Source organism: Bacillus sp. TL12, assembly GCF_022625245.1.
GTDB lineage: Bacteria > Bacillota > Bacilli > Bacillales > Bacillaceae_G > Bacillus_A.
Genome location: NZ_JAJJBY010000001.1, coordinates 47304 through 64868 on the forward strand (window position 1 = coordinate 47304; position 17565 = coordinate 64868).

15 protein-coding genes are annotated in these 17565 nt (G+C 36.7%); 2 read left to right on the plus strand and 13 right to left on the minus strand.

Annotation, left to right across the window (positions count from 1 at the left end; genetic code table 11):
* Positions 1-23: 23 nt before the first annotated feature.
* The 9 genes from LOK41_RS00285 to LOK41_RS00325 form a co-directional block, all read right to left on the minus strand.
* Positions 24-1202 carry an FtsW/RodA/SpoVE family cell cycle protein gene (locus LOK41_RS00285; protein WP_241814711.1) on the minus strand — a complete coding sequence of 393 codons (1179 nt, stop codon included), beginning with the start codon at positions 1200-1202 and terminating at the stop codon, positions 24-26.
* Between the two features lie 347 nt (positions 1203-1549).
* The gene (locus LOK41_RS00290; protein ID WP_241814712.1) at positions 1550-2872 is read right to left on the minus strand and encodes a dihydrolipoamide acetyltransferase family protein; all 1323 of its coding nucleotides are present in this window, start codon (positions 2870-2872) and stop codon (positions 1550-1552) included.
* A 15-nt stretch (positions 2873-2887) separates the two neighbouring features.
* Positions 2888-3871, minus strand: coding sequence for a 3-methyl-2-oxobutanoate dehydrogenase subunit beta (bfmBAB, locus tag LOK41_RS00295; protein ID WP_098490143.1), 984 nt, complete (start codon positions 3869-3871; stop codon positions 2888-2890).
* A 13-nt stretch (positions 3872-3884) separates the two neighbouring features.
* Positions 3885-4886, minus strand: a complete 1002-nt coding sequence (gene bfmBAA / locus LOK41_RS00300) for a 3-methyl-2-oxobutanoate dehydrogenase subunit alpha (protein ID WP_017150928.1) — start codon at positions 4884-4886, stop codon at positions 3885-3887.
* 26 nt (positions 4887-4912) lie between these two features.
* Positions 4913-6334: a dihydrolipoyl dehydrogenase gene (gene lpdA, locus LOK41_RS00305; RefSeq protein WP_241814713.1), complete on the minus strand. Its 1422-nt coding sequence runs from the start codon at positions 6332-6334 to the stop codon at positions 4913-4915.
* A gap of 4 nt (positions 6335-6338) precedes the next feature.
* Positions 6339-7442, minus strand: coding sequence for a butyrate kinase (gene buk / locus LOK41_RS00310; RefSeq protein ID WP_174099078.1), 1104 nt, complete (start codon positions 7440-7442; stop codon positions 6339-6341).
* A 90-nt stretch (positions 7443-7532) separates the two neighbouring features.
* Positions 7533-8633 carry a Leu/Phe/Val dehydrogenase gene (locus LOK41_RS00315; RefSeq protein ID WP_241814714.1) on the minus strand — a complete coding sequence of 367 codons (1101 nt, stop codon included), beginning with the start codon at positions 8631-8633 and terminating at the stop codon, positions 7533-7535.
* A 34-nt stretch (positions 8634-8667) separates the two neighbouring features.
* The gene (gene yqiS, locus LOK41_RS00320; protein ID WP_241814715.1) at positions 8668-9567 is read right to left on the minus strand and encodes a phosphate butyryltransferase; all 900 of its coding nucleotides are present in this window, start codon (positions 9565-9567) and stop codon (positions 8668-8670) included.
* 196 nt (positions 9568-9763) lie between these two features.
* Complete coding sequence (locus tag LOK41_RS00325; RefSeq protein WP_241814716.1) at positions 9764-11836, minus strand: sigma 54-interacting transcriptional regulator; 2073 nt, start codon at positions 11834-11836, stop codon at positions 9764-9766.
* Between the two features lie 138 nt (positions 11837-11974).
* Between LOK41_RS00325 and LOK41_RS00330 the strand changes: the two genes are divergently transcribed.
* Positions 11975-12208, plus strand: coding sequence for a DUF2627 domain-containing protein (locus LOK41_RS00330; protein WP_174099075.1), 234 nt, complete (start codon positions 11975-11977; stop codon positions 12206-12208).
* A gap of 40 nt (positions 12209-12248) precedes the next feature.
* On the opposite strand, the gene LOK41_RS00335 is transcribed toward LOK41_RS00330, so the two are convergent.
* Entirely contained in the window at positions 12249-12977 is a 729-nt protein-coding gene (locus LOK41_RS00335) for a glycerophosphodiester phosphodiesterase (protein WP_241814717.1), read from the minus strand.
* 49 nt (positions 12978-13026) lie between these two features.
* On the opposite strand from LOK41_RS00335, the gene LOK41_RS00340 reads away from it, so the two are divergent.
* Positions 13027-13173, plus strand: coding sequence for a YycC family protein (locus LOK41_RS00340; RefSeq protein ID WP_241814718.1), 147 nt, complete (start codon positions 13027-13029; stop codon positions 13171-13173).
* A 301-nt stretch (positions 13174-13474) separates the two neighbouring features.
* Here the strand turns inward: LOK41_RS00340 and LOK41_RS00345 are convergent, their stop codons facing one another.
* The 3 genes from LOK41_RS00345 to spoIVB form a co-directional block, all read right to left on the minus strand.
* Positions 13475-14800 (minus strand): glycosyltransferase family 2 protein, encoded by a 1326-nt coding sequence (locus LOK41_RS00345; RefSeq protein ID WP_241814719.1) that lies wholly within the window; start codon positions 14798-14800, stop codon positions 13475-13477.
* 291 nt (positions 14801-15091) lie between these two features.
* Positions 15092-15886 (minus strand): sporulation transcription factor Spo0A, encoded by a 795-nt coding sequence (spo0A, locus tag LOK41_RS00350; RefSeq protein ID WP_241814720.1) that lies wholly within the window; start codon positions 15884-15886, stop codon positions 15092-15094.
* A gap of 286 nt (positions 15887-16172) precedes the next feature.
* Positions 16173-17474 (minus strand): SpoIVB peptidase, encoded by a 1302-nt coding sequence (gene spoIVB, locus LOK41_RS00355; protein ID WP_241814721.1) that lies wholly within the window; start codon positions 17472-17474, stop codon positions 16173-16175.
* Positions 17475-17565: the final 91 nt, after the last annotated feature.

Genomic DNA, 17565 nt, shown 5'->3' on the forward strand with positions numbered 1-17565 from the left:
GCTTTTTTATCTATGAATCGGATTTAATCAACTGAGAACATATACTTTTTATACGTTTTTCGTACCGACAATACAAGCCCCATCATCATCATATTGGAAAACAAAGAACTTCCTCCATATGATAAAAACGGAAGCGCAATCCCTTTTACTGGCATTAATCCAACAATCATACCAACGTTTTGGAAGATTTGGAGTGTCAAAACACCAATTACACCCGCACATAATAATGTACCGAACAAGTTATCTGCTGAATACCCAATTATAATTGTACGGTAAAGAAGAAGAAGGAACATAAACACAATAAAAGCAGCTATTAAAAATCCACCTTCTTCAGCAATCGTAGCGAAAATAAAATCCGTATGTTTTTCTGGAATATAGACGTTTCCATATCCAAATCCTTTTCCGTCCATTCCCCCACTACCTACTGCTAAAATAGATTGCTGGGTTTGGTACCCTTGATCTGCATGTTCAAATGGATCTAACCAACCTAAAATACGTGATTGTTGATGTGGCTTTAACAGAGTAACTAACTTGTTAAAAAATATGTCTGGATATTTTACATATATAAAGATTAGCGTAGATAATACAGTCACAGGAATGACTGTACATAATGCAATTAATTTCTTTTGAATACCTGACATAAACAAAATACATGCAATTCCTGCAGCGTATAAGAAAACCATCCCTGTATCAGGCTGGCTATATACAAGTAACGCTGGTGGAATCGACACTAAAATAATTTTACCTATTAAGATTAAATCGGTTTGAAATGTTCGTATCATATATTTTTCATTATGTTTCACTGCTAAACTCGCAATTAAAATAAGCAATGCAATTTTAAAAAACTCCGATGGCTGGATGGCCCCAAGAACTGGGACCCTAAACCATCTTTTTGCCCCTAATATTTCAGGCGTTAGCGCTTTAAACGGTGAGATTTTAAGTATTATAATTGAAGCAAATCCAACAATATAAAATGGCCACGCTAATTTTTGCAATTGATCTAAATCAATACTTGCAACAAGTAGTAATAACACAATACCAATTACATAATTAATCCCCTGTTTCATTGCAAAGTTTGAATCTCCGTATTGCCCGGTTTGTTGACTACTGTATATGGCAACTATACTCGTGACGCATAATATACATAGAATCAAAATTAACTTAACATCTAAACTCTTTAGAAACTCGGTACTTCTCTTCATGACATCCTCCTGAAACATTATTACGGCAAAATAAAAAACCAGGAGTCAACATTCTTTATGTTTTGACGACTGATTGCACATTAATCGATAAAATACTTATATAGAATAACTTTCTTTTTCAAACAATACAATACATTATACTGCAGTTTCATCAGTAAGATTTGCCAAAAAAGCATTCTTTTCTTATTGTATATCCATATACAATATAGCAGCAATGTATTTTTATAAATTCATAATACATTGTAGTCCATTGTCAGATTACTGAAAAATATTTTATTGAGGGAAATAGCGGAGAGAACTGGTCTTTTAGAGAATATAAAAAAAGCTCGCAAACGCGAGCTTTTTTATTAATATACAGATGTATTATCCGCTGATACATTTTCAAGAATTTCTTTTACACGTCCTAAGAACTTACCACAAATTAAGCCATCCAATACACGATGGTCTAATGATAAACATAAGTTAACCATATCGCGTGCACCAAACATACCGTTATCCATAATCACCGGACGTTTTACAATAGATTCTACTTGTAAAATAGCTGCTTGTGGATGGTTAATAATACCCATCGATTGAACTGAACCAAATGATCCTGTGTTATTAATTGTGAATGTACCGCCCTGCATTTCGTCCGCTTTTAATGATTTCGTGCGTACTTTCCCTGCAAGTTCTGTAATTTCACGAGCGATACCTTTAATTGTTTTCTCGTCCGCTTGTTTAATAACTGGTACAAAGAGTTCACTTTCTGTTGCAACAGCGATAGAAAGGTTAATATCTTTTTTCTGAACGATTTTATCGCCAGCCCACATTGAATTAATTTGTGGGTATTCTTTTAATGCTTGTGCAACTGCTTTTACGAAGAATGCAAAGAACGTTAAGTTGAAGCCTTCACGTTTTTTGAACTCACCTTTAATTGAATTACGGTATGATACAAGGTTTGTTACATCTACTTCAATCATCATCCATGCATGTGGTGCTTCATGTTTACTACGTAGCATATTTGCAGCGATTGCTTTACGCACACCAGTCACTGGAATTTCGATATCCCCAGGTACAGTCGGTACAGACACTGGTTTTGCCGCTTCTGCTTTTTGTGCTACCGGTGCTGTCGTAACTGATTTTGTTGTTTCCTGCATTGTTGGTACAGAGACAGGTGCTTCTTCTTTCTTTGCACCAACAACTGGGATATTGCCAGACTCAACTAGCTTTAAAATATCTTTACGCGTAATACGGCCATTTGTCCCCGTACCTTCTACTGCATCTAAATCAATATTATGTTCACCTGCAAGTTTTAATACAGCTGGTGAGAAACGTGGTTTACCATCAGTTGGTGGCTTCACTTTTGGTGCTTTTTCAGCCGGAGCAGTTTCTACTTTTGGTTCCTCTTTTGTTTTCTCTTCTACAGCTGTCGCAGCTACTTCATCTGCGCCTTCTACTTGAATGACACAAACAACCTCACCTACAGCTAACGTATCACCTTCACCAGCGATTAACTCTTTCACAATACCAGTGAAAGAAGATGGTACTTCGGCATTTACTTTATCAGTCATTACTTCTGCAAGCGGATCATATTTATTTACGTGATCGCCAACATTAACGAGCCATTTACTAATTGTACCTTCTGTAACGCTCTCCCCGAGCTGAGGCATTGTAATATTTTCTACAGCCATGTATAGTCCCCCCGATTAAAATTCCGCAAGTTCACGCATTGCTTTTTCAACTTTATCTGGATTTACCATAAAGAATTTTTCCATTGTTGGTGCATATGGCATTGCTGGAACGTCTGGACCTGCAAGACGTGCAATTGGTGCATCTAAATCAAACAGGCAATTTTCAGCGATAATTGCTGCTACTTCACTCATAATGCTTCCTTCTTTATTATCTTCTGTTACAAGAAGAACTTTACCAGTTTTTGAAGCAGCTTCAATAATTGCTTCTTTATCTAATGGATATACAGTACGTAAATCAAGAATGTGTGCAGAGATGCCATCTTGCGCTAACTTCTCAGCTGCTTGAAGAGCAAAGTGAACACATAATCCGTATGTGATAACAGTAATATCATCACCTTCACGTTTTACATCTGCTTTTCCAATTGGTAATACATAGTCATCTTCTGGCACTTCACCTTTAATTAAGCGATATGCACGTTTATGTTCAAAGAATAATACTGGATCTTCATCACGAATTGCTGCTTTTAGTAAGCCTTTTGCATCATATGGTGTAGAAGGGATAACAATTTTTAAACCTGGTTGGTTTGCAAACATCGCTTCTACAGATTGTGAATGATACAATGCACCGTGAACACCGCCACCAAATGGTGCACGCACGGTAATTGGGCAAGTCCAATCATTGTTAGAACGGTAACGAATTTTTGCTGCCTCAGAAACAATTTGGTTTACTGCTGGCATAATAAAATCAGCAAATTGCATTTCAGCAATTGGACGCATTCCATACATCGCAGCTCCAATTGCTACCCCGGCAATTGCAGATTCTGCAAGCGGTGTATCAAGCGCACGATCCTCACCAAATTGATCATATAATCCATTTGTCGCTTTAAATACGCCACCTTTTTTACCAACATCTTCTCCTAATACAAATACTTTCTCATCGCGTTCCATTTCCTCGCGCATCGCTAATGTAATTGCGTCAATATAAGACATTACAGCCATGAAACGTTCCCCCCTATTCTGCGTATACGTGCTTCAATGCATCTTCAGGTGCTGCATACGGAGCATTTTCTGCATATTCTGTTGCTTCGTTTACGATATGCATAATTTCGTCTAACATTTGTTTTTCAGATTCCTCTGTTAACACGCCAACCTCTTTTAAGTAAGCAGCAAATGTAAAGATCGAATCTTTTTTCTTCGCTTCTTCTACTTCTTCTTTATCACGATAGACACGATCATCATCGTCACTAGAATGTGCTGTTAAACGGTATGACACTGTTTCAATTAAAGTTGGACCTTCTCCGCGGCGTCCACGGTCTGCTGCTTCTTTTACAGCTTTATATACTGCAAGTGGATCATTTCCATCTACTGTATACCCTGGCATACCATAACCAATCGCACGATCTGATACATTTTTACATGCTAATTGTTTTTCAACAGGGATAGAAATTGCATATTTGTTATTCTCACACATAAAAATAACAGGCAATTTGTGTACACCAGCAAAGTTTGCACCTTCGTGGAAGTCACCTTGGTTAGAAGAACCTTCACCAAATGTTACAAACGTTACTAAATCTTTCTTTTCCATCTTTCCTGCTAATGCAATACCTACTGCATGAGGCACTTGCGTTGTAACTGGTGATGAACCTGTCACAATACGGTTTTTCTTCTGACCGAAGTGACCTGGCATTTGACGTCCACCAGAGTTCGGATCGCCTGCTTTTGCAAAACCAGATAGCATAAGCTCTTTTGCTGTCATACCAAATGCTAGTACAACACCCATATCACGGTAGTATGGTAATGCATAGTCTTTTTCACGATCAAGTGCAAACGCTGCGCCTACTTGTGCAGCCTCTTGTCCTTGACAAGAAATTACGAATGGAATTTTTCCTGCACGGTTTAATAACCACATACGCTCGTCGATTTTACGTGCAAGCAACATTGTTCGATACATTTCTAATACTTGCTCATCACTTAAGCCAAGTTCTTCATGGCGCTTTTCTTTTACTTCTGCCATTTTCATAACCTCCTAAATCCACATTTTTATGCGTGTAACGCTTTTCCATCTACTGCTAATGCAGCTTCACCAATTGCTTCAGATAAAGATGGATGCGGATGAATTGTATGTGCAACTTCCCAAGGTGTTGCATCAAGGACTCTTGCAAGACCCGCTTCAGAAATCATATCCGTTACATGTGGGCCGATCATATGAACACCAAGAATATCATTTGTTTCTTCATCAACTACAAGTTTCACAAAGCCATCTGATTCTCCGTATACAAGCGCTTTTCCAATTGCACGGAATGAGAACTTACCTACTTTTAACTTATAGCCTTTTTCTTTTGCTTCCTGTTCCGTTAAACCAACAGAAGCTACCTCTGGACTACTGTATACACATTTCGATACCATTGAGTAATCAATTGGCATAACTTCTTTGCCCGCAATATGTTCTACAGCTACAATCCCTTCATGAGAAGCAACGTGAGCAAGTTGTAAGCCACCAATTACATCACCAATTGCGTAAATATGCGATTCTTTCGTTTGATAAAATTCATTTGTTTGAATGTATCCTTTTTCCACAATAATATCTGTATTTTCTAAACCGATATTTTGCGTATTGGCTTGTCTTCCGACAGATACAAGCATTTTTTCTGCTTTAAATTCTTTATTCTCACCGTTATGTTCAGCTTGAATTGTTACTCCATTATCTTTTACCAATGTTTCTGGTAATACTTTTGCACCAGTTACCACTTTAATACCTTTTTTCTTGAATAGACGTTGCATTTCTTTTGAAACGTCACTATCTTCTAGTGGTAATATATTTTTCGCATACTCTAATACTGTAACTTCTACACCGAAGTCAGCAAGCATAGATGCCCATTCAATTCCAATTACCCCGCCACCGACGATAATAATCGAACTCGGAAGCGTTTCCATTTTTAGGGCATGATCTGATGACATTACATACTCACCATCTAATTCTAATCCTGGTAATGAATTAGGACGAGATCCTGTTGCAATGAGAACATTTTTTGGAATCAACATTTCATTCTCTTCTCCACTTGCAAGTTCAATCGAAATTGTTCCTGGCATTGGAGAGAAGATAGATGGTCCAAGAATTCGGCCGATACCTTCAAACACATCAATTTTACCTTGCTTCATTAAATGTTGAACGCCTTTGTGAAGCTGCGTTACAATCTTTTCTTTACGCTCTTGCACTTTTGCAAAGTTTAATTCTACATTGCTCGTTACAACGCCAAACTCTTCACTCTTTTTCGCAGTTGCATATACTTCAGCACTACGTAGCAATGCTTTACTAGGAATACAACCTTTATGCAGGCAAGTACCACCAAGATTATCTTTTTCAACAAGTGCTGTTTTTAGCCCTAATTGTGATGCACGAATAGCGGCAACATATCCACCAGTACCGCCGCCAACGATGACTAAATCATATTCTTTTGCCATTATCTCAACCCCTAGCTACCGTTTCTTTTTCTCGTACAACATACTCTTTTGGATCTTCTTCTTCACGTAATACGCGAAGTGCTCCCTCTGCTAATGCTTGTAATTCATCTTCTCCAGGATGTACAATCACATCTGCAATCCAATGAACACGATCTTTAATCTCATCAACAAGAATTTTACTGTATGCAAGTCCTCCAGTTAAAACGATTGCATCGATTTTCCCATGAAGCACCGCGCTAGCTCCACCAATTTCTTTCGCTACTTGATACGCCATTGCTTTATAAATAAGAGTTGCCTCAGGGTCACCTTTTTCGACCATGTTTTCAACTTTAATTGCATCGTTTGTACCAATCAAGCTCACTAATCCGCCTTGCCCAACAATCTTTTTCATCATTTCATCACGGTAATAGTCACCAGAGAAACACATTTCTATTAACTGACCAACCGGCACTGTTCCAGCACGCTCTGGACTAAATGGACCTTCTCCATTTAAACCATTGTTTACGTCAATAACTTTCCCTTGCTTATGAGCGCCAACTGTAATTCCACCGCCCATATGTGCAATTAATAGGTTTAAATCTTCATATTTACGGCCAAGTTCTTCTGCAACTTTACGCGCCACTGCTTTTTGGTTTAACGCATGAAAAATACTTTTTCTCTCCATGCCAGAAATTCCGCTAATGCGAGCGATTGGCTCCATTTCATCAACAACAACTGGATCAACAATGAAAGCTGGAATATTTAACCCAGAAGCAATTTCATACGCCAAAATACCGCCAAGATTTGAAGCGTGATGGCCACTATATCCATTTTTCAAATCTTCTAACATATCTTCATTCACTGTATACGTACCGCCTTCAATCGGACGAAGTAATCCTCCGCGTCCACAAACAGCGTTTAATTTTGAAATATTAATACCGTGAGAATGTAGAACCTCTAAAATTGTTTCTTTTCGAAATTCATATTGATCAATAATTCGTTTATATTCCCCGATTTTATCTACATCGTGACGAATTGTTTCTTCTAAAACAGGTCTTTCATTATCAAAAACACCTATTTTTGTAGATGTACTACCAGGATTAATAACAAGGATTCGATTTAAAGACACTGTTGCTACCTCCACCTTTAAAAATTCAAAAGGCAGTGGAGACCTCAGAAGAGGTATCCACAGCTTTTGTAGAAGTTGTATATGATAAGATTAGCGACGGCTAATAATGTCATGTCCGTTGCGTAAGTACGTGCTGCGAGTATTTTTCAAGCTTGCAATACGCTCTTCAGCTAGACGATCTGCTGCAACATAAGTTGGTACACCATCACGTTTTGAAATCTCAATTACTTTTGCAATTGTGTCATAAATTGACTCTACTCGTTTTAATGCACGTTCTCTATTGTATCCATATAATTCATCTGCTACGTTAATTACGCCGCCTGCATTAATTACATAGTCTGGTGCGTATACAATTCCCATTTCATGAACGATATCACCATGACGATCTTCTTTTAATTGGTTATTTGCAGAACCAGCGATTACTTTCGCTTTAAATTGTGGAATTGTTTCGTCATTTACTGTTGCACCTAGTGCACATGGTGCATAGATGTCACATTCTACACCGTAAATTTCATTTGGTTCAACTGGTGTTGCACCAAATTCTTCTACTGCACGTTGTACCGCTTCTTTATTAATATCTGTAACGATTAGTTGTGCTCCTTCAGCATGTAAATGTTTGCATAAATGATATGCTACGTTACCAACACCTTGAACAGCAATTACTTTACCTTCTAGGCTATCTGTTCCAAATGCTTCTTTTGCTGCTGCTTTCATACCACGGTAAACACCATAAGCAGTTACTGGAGATGGGTTACCAGAAGAACCGAATGAAGGTGAAATACCTGTTACAAAGTCAGTTTCTTCATGGATAATATCCATATCATCAACAGTTGTACCAACATCTTCTGCAGTAATGTAACGTCCGTTTAATCCTTGAATGTAACGTCCTAGTGCACGGAACATCGCTTCACTTTTATCTTTACGTGGGTCGCCGATGATAACTGTTTTTGCACCACCTAAGTTTAAACCAGCTGCTGCATTTTTATATGTCATCCCTTTTGCAAGGCGCAATGCATCTTCAATCGCCGCTTCTTCAGAATCATATGTCCACATTCTTGTTCCACCAAGAGCTGGTCCAAGTGTTGTATCATGAATTGCAATGATTGCTTTTAATCCAGACTCTTTATCTTGACAAAATACTACTTGCTCATAATCATATTTTTCTAAGTATTCGAAGATTTCTAATGTCATTGTCATTTCCCCCTAATTGTTTTACCCTTTTGGTTTATTTAGAAGCAGTCGTAACTGCTAAAGCTAATGAATATACTTTTGTTTCTGCTGAATCAGCACGAGATGTTAACACAATTGGTGCTTTCGCGCCAGCAATCATCGCTCCTACCTTTGCATTTGCAAAATAAACAAGCGATTTATATAGCACGTTTCCAGCTTCAATCGTTGGGACGAGTAAAATGTCTGCCTTACCTGCTACATCACTTACAATGCCTTTATGCTCTGCTGCAATTTGTGATACAGCATTATCTAAAGCAAGTGGTCCATCAACGACACAATCTTTAATTTGCCCACGACGATTCATTTGTGTCAACATCGCCGCATCGATTGTTGCCTGCATCGCTGGATTAATCACTTCCACCGCTGCAATCGGAGCCACTTTTGGCAATTCAATTCCTATTGCCCGGGCAACTTCAACTGTATTTTGTATAATAGCAGCTTTTTGCTGTACATCAGGTGCAATATTCATCGCTGCATCTGTGACAAAAATAAAGCGATCATAATTCGGAACTTCAAACGCCGCAACATGTGATAACACACCACCTTTTCGAAGTCCCCACTCTTTATTTAACACTGCTTTTAAAATACTGGCTGTTGGGATATTCCCTTTCATAAGTACATCCGCTTCACCATTTCTTACAGCTTTAACAGAAAGTTCCGCAGCCTCGCCATCTGATGATGCTGCGATGACTTCAAGATCTTCTGAAGCTTGTAATCCATGCTCTTGTAGCATGCCCATAATTGTTTCTTGATTTCCATATAGACGAAATTGAGCTAACTGTAATTGAATCGCTTTCGCTACTGCTTCAATTACTTCAAGATCTTCAGCTACTGCTACAGCCACAGTTTTCTTCGGCTGTCCTGCCACTCGATCAATTAAGTGTTTTAACTTCATATTTTGCAATCAACCCTTTCCGTCGTCCCTCGTCTATTTTAATAAGCAAATACCGTGCCAACTTTTAAAAGTGGTCACACTAATTATGAAAACGCATACAAAATGCAGTAAAATCAATACTTTATAAATTTACATAATATTCTGTCTTGATTTGTCGTTTTTTGTATACCATGCAATAAATTGCACAGTACGCAATTTATTGCATGCTATTTTTTGCATGGTCATACTTTTCTAACTTGTAATATAAATTTCGAACCGAGATTCCTAATGCTTTCGCTGTCTTCGTTTTATTCCCATCAAATCTCTCTAAGTATTCATGTATGATGTTCCCTTCAAACTCCGCGACTAAATGTTCAAGGGACTTTTCCTCTAATTCCGGCAGCAAATCATTTCCTTTTGACTCCACTTGGTCTTCCTTATGCAAAGAAGGCAAATGCTGGACATCCATATACATCTCATTGTAGTTCATAAAAATAATTGCCCGACCCAGAATATTTTCAAGTTCTCTGACATTCCCCGGCCAATCATACGATTGCAAATATTCAATAGCCGATTCCGTTAACCCTTCTACATTCCGGCCATAATCTTGATTGATTTTTTGAATCAATCGTTCTGATATCACTGGAATATCTTCCTTTCGCTGGCGAAGAGAAGGAATTTGAATTGGAATTTTATTTAAGCGATAATATAAATCTTCCCGAAATTCACCTTCCAAAATCGCTTTTTCTAAATTCACATGTGTCGCTGCAATAACCCTAACATTGATAGGAATTGGTTTTGTTCCTCCAACTTTCACAATTTCTTTTTCCTGCAAAACGCGTAGTAATTTCGCTTGTGTACTTGCAGATAATTCTCCAATTTCATCTAAAAAAATACTTCCATTATTCGCTTCTTCAAAGAAACCTCGTTTACCGCCTCTTCTTGCCCCAGAAAAAGCTCCTTCTTCGTAACCAAATAATTCGCTTTCTAATAAAGTTTCTGAGATAGCAGCACAATTCACACGCACAAACTTATTATATTTCCGGTTACTTCCATTATGGATAGCATGTGCAAATAACTCTTTTCCAGTCCCTGATTCCCCTCGAAGCAATACTGTTGCTGGTGTATTGGCACCAAGCTTCGCTTGTTCTATTGCCGCCATCGTTTCATCAGACGATCCTACAATATCCTCAAAAGAATATTTTGCTTCTAGCGTCCGAATAATTTGTCTTGCCCGATTTAATTCATGAGTTAACTTTTGAATTTCCGACACATCACGAATAACACCAACGCTACCTTTCAATATGCCATCAACAATAACCGGTGCAACATTTACAATTACATCACGTTTTTTCTGACCGATTTTCATATGAATCCCTCGTACCGCTCTACGCGTCCGAAGTACTTTCATATGCATACTTTCACCCTCTACAATATCAGTCGTTGCAGGTTTTCCAATTATGTCATCCTCCGCAAGACCTGTTAGCTTCGTATAGGCGGGATTTATAACAAGACCTCTTCCCTTCTCATCTACAACAGAAATTGCTTCCTCAGATGAATGAATAATTGCTTCCAATAAGGTTTGAATTTCTTTTAAATCCGTAACCTCTTCTGCTAAATCTACAACTTCTGTAATATCTTTAAAAATGGCAAAAGCTCCTTGAACCTCTCCATCTTCTTTTAAAATAGGAATACGAGTTGTAATAATCTTTTTTTCATTCCCTAACGTCAACTCATGATTCACTTCTATTTGTTTCGTTCGTATAATACGAAGTAATTTACTAGTCGGAATTACTTCTAAAATATATTTCCCTACCGCATCTCCAGTTTTATAACCAATTATACGTTCTGCACTTTTATTAAACAGCTTTATATAACCCTCTGCATCGATGACGATCATTCCATCGTGAGTAGAATTTAAAATCAAATTTCCTCGCTGTGTTTGTTCTTTCAGTTTTTCAATTAAATCCTCTTTCTCATGCGCCAACTTCGTAACGATTTTCGCAATATCCCCTGGTATAAGAAGTGTATTTTCACGCTTTTTTGCTAAAAGAACTTTATGTAAATGATAATCCCCCGTCATATCAAACATTACGTCAATATCAACTTCCAAAAAAGGCTCTATATCCACTCCGATCGCAATATGTTGTTCCTTTGCAAATTGTAACCCTTTCGCCTTGGGATTTATATCTATCATCCCTATAATTTCAAATATATTTGAACTCTGTAGCAAACTAAGAATCGTACTTCCACCTTCGCCTGCTCCAATAATTAATACTTTTTGTTTCACACATTCCACTTCCCCTCGAAGTACCTCTGCAAAATTTTTCACACCTTTATCTTACTCGTTCAGCAATCACTTGACAAATCCCCTTCCCATATAACATCATTTAATATATACAAAATTATCTGAAAAGGAGCGTTACCTATGCAGCGTTACCTTGCTCTTCTATTAGCACTCATTCCTATTTCATTAGCAGTGCTAGGTATAAAATTAATGCGAGATACTGTATTCGGTATTCTTTTATCTCCAATTCCTGCACTATGGTTACAATTTTTAATGGGTATATTCTGCTTTGCAATTGGTTTTTATATCTTCGGTGGGTTCGTTTTATACCGCGATCGTAAACGAAACAAAGTACAAGCTCGTTTTCGAAGATAAGTAAACATAAAAAAAGTGAGACCTTTTCTAATAAAAGGTCTCATTTTTTTACTGGCAATAACACTCTAGCCGTTTCTGGATAATCTGTAATAATTGCAGAAATGTTCATATCAAAATATTTCCGCATAACTGTTTCATCATTTATTGTATAAGGACGAACCTCTACTCCACTATCCATTGTTAATTCAGCAATCGCATCTTGGAGATAGCGATGATTCGGATGAATAGCAGTAGCTCCCATTTTTTTCGCATACGCCCATGGACTATGTAAACCTTCTCGGTATAAAATAGCCGTTTGAATATCCGGAGCCATCATATGACATCTTTTCATACTGTAATGATTAAAAGATGAAAAAACGGTCCTCTCTTCCAAATTAAATTTTCGTATAAGTGTTATAACCTCTTCTTCTAAACCACGATACGGAATTTTATTATTTTTAAATTCAATATTCAGAAGTAATCGATTAGATTGCAGCCACTCTAATACTTCTTCTAATAAAGGAATCGGACAAAAACCAACCTTTTCCGAAAACTTGTGACTCGCATCCAATTTTCGTAAATCTTCATATAAGTAATTACGAACAGCTCCCTTTCCATTCGTTGTACGATCGACAGTTTCATCATGAATTACAACAACTTTTCCATCCTTCGTAAATTGCACATCTAATTCTATTCCATCTGCCTGAAACGATTCAGCAGCCTCAAACGAAATCATTGTATTTTCTGGATACGTGCCCGCCGCACCGCGGTGCGCAAATATATGAGTCATCCTCACTCCTCCAATCTATGCTATACTATACGAAAAAGGAGGTACTTCTATGAAACCATTACAAATTTCTCCAGAAACAGCAATCCGTCTATCAAAAACGCTCGGTGTTCCACTTGAGCAAATCATGCATATGCCACAACACATTTTAGTTCAAAAGTTAGTTGAATTAGAAAAACAAAATAAAGATGAAGAGTAATAGTCCTGTTTTTGCAGGGCTTTTTATTATTTCTCTTTACTATATTTTTATCTCATATATCATAATATCACAAGCGGTTTCTTACATAAATTTAAGAAACATATGTATAACAGAACTAGATCTAAATAAATTAAAATTCTTCACCCTTTATTCATCTTCATTATTCAACCTTCTACTGACACCTATTTATTTTTGTTAAACTTTATGGCGAGGAATCCACAAACTAAAACAAGAAGGAGTGATATCAGACAGCATCTCTCCTTCTTGTCTATTTCTTTATTCATAGTAAGTTATGCGATTATTATTTGCCTTCTTTATGGTTTATAGATGTTTTGTTATGTTCCGTTTTCACCCATGTATGTTGTTGTTTCCACTTGATTAACCCCATAATTTGGGCATATATAAACGTGTATGCATAATAGAAAATTGAGAAACTCATCTGAAGCAATTTATATTTCCGATTTGTATCTACCTTGACTGCATAATACATACAAACAACAAATTGATAAGTAAACAGTACCAAAGAAATAATACTCGCTCCCAAAATCAGCGCTACAAGTCGTTTCCCTATACCCGGAATATCCTGATATGATTTCGTCACAATCACATAGCCAATAGCAATTAAAATTCCCATTAAAGTTATTGTCATTTGAACTGCACGTGTCATACCAAATAAGTAAAATAACTGGTCAATAATTTTCATCTTACCTTTTTCAGTAAATAATTTTTTCATCATCGGTTTAAAGTTCGTAAACGCTACATACCAATGCCCCTGTGACCAACGTGTACGTTGTTTAATACTTACTTTAAAATCATCTGGCTTTTCATCATATACACGAACAAAGTGATTCCATAATACTCGCCCATTCTCTTTAACGATTTCCATTTCTAATTCTAAATCCTCCGTTAAAGAATCAAAACGAAAACCACCGTGTTTCATTAAGTACTCCATTTTAACAATAAATCCAGTTCCACCAATAGCATTCGGTAATCCTACACGATACTTCGCCAACTGAAAAAAGCGATTTGTTAAATAATAACTCATAGCGTATCCGAGAGATAAATTAGTCGCTGAATTCTTTGAATCTAAATAAATTTGAATCGCTTCTGGTTTTTTCTTTGCAATGTACTGAGAATTTAATTCTTGTAAAACATTAGAATCAACGTGATTATCGGCATCCAGAATCATTAAACAGTCATATTTTTGGGTTAACTCTTCAAACCCTAAATAACGTAATGCATATTGCAATCCTGCTGGTTTACCGACTCCCTCGCGTGTAAATAACTGCTCACTTGTATTTATATATCGCATTCCTTTTTCTTCACAAATAACACCTGTTCTGTCGGTACTATTATCATTTACAACATAAATGTCATATAAATCGTCACGATATTGAATTTTTTTCAAATTGTCAATAGTTGAGCCAATTACCTTCTCCTCATTATGCGCTGCTACTAAGATTAAAAACTTTGTCTTATCTTCGACTAATTCATAATCCCGTTTTGCTCTACTAAAGCCAAAAAAAGATAAAATCACATAGTATAGAGTATTAACGTTAACATATAAAGTAATTAAAAAAAATATACCCAATAACACCGTTACTACTTTGCTACCCACGAATTCCATTTTGATCCTCCTACAGTTCGTGTTTTGATTGAATATTCAGTTATTTATAAGCGTTATAACAACTTATATACAATATTCAACCCAATTTTTAATATGAACGAATAACTGTAACTATATAAAGGAAAGAAATTACTCAAATTCAAACAAAAAATACCACCATTCGTTTGATGTGAAAATTAATACAGGGCAGTGTTTATCGAATTATATTACATGTTATTTATTGGCATAAAAAGAAGTTTAGTGGTAACTTTACATTACCACTAAACACTAAAAACTCTATAATATCAATCTTTATGATGCCTTATGTTCAAGCCTCAACTTATCCGCAACCATTGCGATGAATTCAGAATTTGTAGGTTTTGCTTTTGACATTGATACAGTATAACCAAATAAGGACGAGATTGAATCAATATTCCCACGACTCCACGCTACTTCAATCGCATGACGGATTGCTCGTTCCACACGGCTCGCTGTCGTATTATATTTTTTCGCAATATCTGGGTATAAAACTTTTGTAATAGAACCAAGGAGCTCGATATCGTTATATACCATAGAAATTGCCTCTCGCAAATACATATATCCTTTAATATGAGCTGGTACACCAATTTCATGAATAATGCTTGTAATACTCGCATCTAGATTCTTCGGTTTTCCATCTACTGTTGTTGCAGATCGGAAAGATGGTAGTGGACGTTTAATTGCAGTATTCGCTTTACCGCTCACTTGACGAATATGACTCGTTAAATTTTCCATATCAAATGGCTTTAAGATGAAATAAGAAGCACCTAAATCAACTGCTTTTTTCGTTACATCTTCTTGTCCAAAAGCTGTTAACATGATGACATTTGGCTGCTTTAATCGTTCAATATGTCGCATTTTCTCTAATACCGCTAAACCATCTAAATGAGGCATAATAATATCTAAAACGAGTACATCTGGTTGTTTCTCTTTCAGTAAATTTAAACACTCTTGACCATTATAAGCGATTCCAATTACTTCCATATCGTCTTGAGCAGCAACATAACTTTCTAACATTGATACGAGTTCCTTATTATCATCCACAAGACACACTTTAATTTTCTCCACAGCTTTTCCTCCCTTACCGAATCGATTCTCCCGACATGTGTAAGCTTCTAGGCTACATGAATTGTTCGACAATTGTGTGAAATTTCCCTTTTAAAGTTTCTTAATTTCCGATAAAATCACAAAAAAATATGTTTATCGTTCATTTATTCTCTTTCTTTACACATTCCATCATAGGATTACAACGAAACGTTCACTCTTTTCTTTTATTTTACAACAAAAAACAGCTCTTGCGGAGCTTTTACAAAATTTCAACGAATTTCTCAAGAAAAAAGCAAGCTGATGTGAATCAGCTTGCTTTTTTCTCTTGCTCATAAATATTAATTCCTGCTTCATGTAACATCCATTCAATATGGACACCATATCCTGAAGTTGGATCATTAACAAATACATGTGTAACAGCACCAATCATTTTTCCATTTTGAACAATCGGACTACCACTCATCCCTTGAACAATACCACCCGTTTTGGCCAAGAGACGTTTATCTGTAACTTTTACAACCATTCCTTTTGTGGCTGGAAACTTTTGTGGTACCGTGCTTACGATCTCAATATCAAATGCCTCTACTTTATCTTGATCGATAACTGTTAATATTTTCGCTGGTCCTTCTTTCACTTGATGTGATAATGCAATCGGCATCGCTTCATCCATTATGCCATTTTTTATCCCTGTATTTAACTTACCAAAAATACCAAACGGACTATTTATTGTAATATTCCCAATCACTTCACGATCCGGTGAAAATCTTGCTAATTTCTCTCCCGGATTTCCGTGACTACCACGCTCGATGGAAGTAACTGTCGAACGTACAATTTGTCCATCCTCCACTTGAATTGGTTTTTTCGTATCGTTATCAGAAATAACATGACCAAGCGCTCCATATTTCATGGAATCCGTATGAACAAAAGTCATCGTTCCAATACCAGCAGCTGAATCACGAATATATAAACCAATTCGATAAGACGACTCACCATTATCTTTTTCTGGGGTTAGTTTTGTACGAATATACTTACCATCTCGCAATAAGACAAGGTTAAGTGGTTCACCTGTTTTTCCACTATCATGAATGAAAGGTGCCACATCACTCATTCTCTCAATGGTTTTTCCATTAATTTCAGTAATCATATCCCCAACTTGTACACCAGCTACTTCTCCAGGCGATACTTTTCCTTTTTCTGTTTGAATTAAATGATGCCCAACAACAAGTACACCTTTTGTATTCAATTTCACTCCAATTGATTGTCCACCTGGAATTACTTTAAAATCTTTTAATACTTTAACATTTACTTTTTTTACTGGAAAGCCAGCAAGTTGAAATACCATATCCGCTTCACCATTTTGGTGCGAATTTACTACAAGTCCAGAATTCTGTTCTTTATTTGAACTTACCGTAAAAACATTATGATTTGTGGATGAAGCCTGAAAAACCGGAAATGATGCTATTTCTGATTGTTGTCCTTCAAAAACAACGAGTTGCTTTGGGGATGAAATAAACGTACGAAGCGGTTTAAAACATCCGATAAAAATTAATGAAACAAGGAGACAAAGACCTATTATTTTTCGGAATTGCTCTAATTTCAATTCGTTCACTCTCCTCGCTCCTACCCCACATTCAGCCTAACGACTTCATCTTTTAATCTCTCCTTGCAACGCTCTGTTTATAACCGGAAGAATTAAGAAA

Excerpts from the sequence above, each read along its gene's own strand:
- LOK41_RS00285 (WP_241814711.1), bottom strand. The coding sequence starts at position 1,202 with ATGAAGAGAAGTACCGAGTTTCTAAAGAGTTTAGATGTTAAGTTAATT.
- yqiS (WP_241814715.1), bottom strand. The coding sequence starts at position 9,567 with ATGAAGTTAAAACACTTAATTGATCGAGTGGCAGGACAGCCGAAGAAA.
- LOK41_RS00290 (WP_241814712.1), bottom strand. The coding sequence starts at position 2,872 with ATGGCTGTAGAAAATATTACAATGCCTCAGCTCGGGGAGAGCGTTACA.
- LOK41_RS00335 (WP_241814717.1), bottom strand. The coding sequence starts at position 12,977 with ATGACTCATATATTTGCGCACCGCGGTGCGGCGGGCACGTATCCAGAA.
- LOK41_RS00315 (WP_241814714.1), bottom strand. The coding sequence starts at position 8,633 with ATGACATTAGAAATCTTCGAATACTTAGAAAAATATGATTATGAGCAA.
- lpdA (WP_241814713.1), bottom strand. The coding sequence starts at position 6,334 with ATGGCAAAAGAATATGATTTAGTCATCGTTGGCGGCGGTACTGGTGGA.
- LOK41_RS00330 (WP_174099075.1), top strand. The coding sequence starts at position 11,975 with ATGCAGCGTTACCTTGCTCTTCTATTAGCACTCATTCCTATTTCATTA.
- bfmBAB (WP_098490143.1), bottom strand. The coding sequence starts at position 3,871 with ATGGCTGTAATGTCTTATATTGACGCAATTACATTAGCGATGCGCGAG.
- bfmBAA (WP_017150928.1), bottom strand. The coding sequence starts at position 4,886 with ATGGCAGAAGTAAAAGAAAAGCGCCATGAAGAACTTGGCTTAAGTGAT.
- LOK41_RS00340 (WP_241814718.1), top strand. The coding sequence starts at position 13,027 with ATGAAACCATTACAAATTTCTCCAGAAACAGCAATCCGTCTATCAAAA.
- LOK41_RS00345 (WP_241814719.1), bottom strand. The coding sequence starts at position 14,800 with ATGGAATTCGTGGGTAGCAAAGTAGTAACGGTGTTATTGGGTATATTT.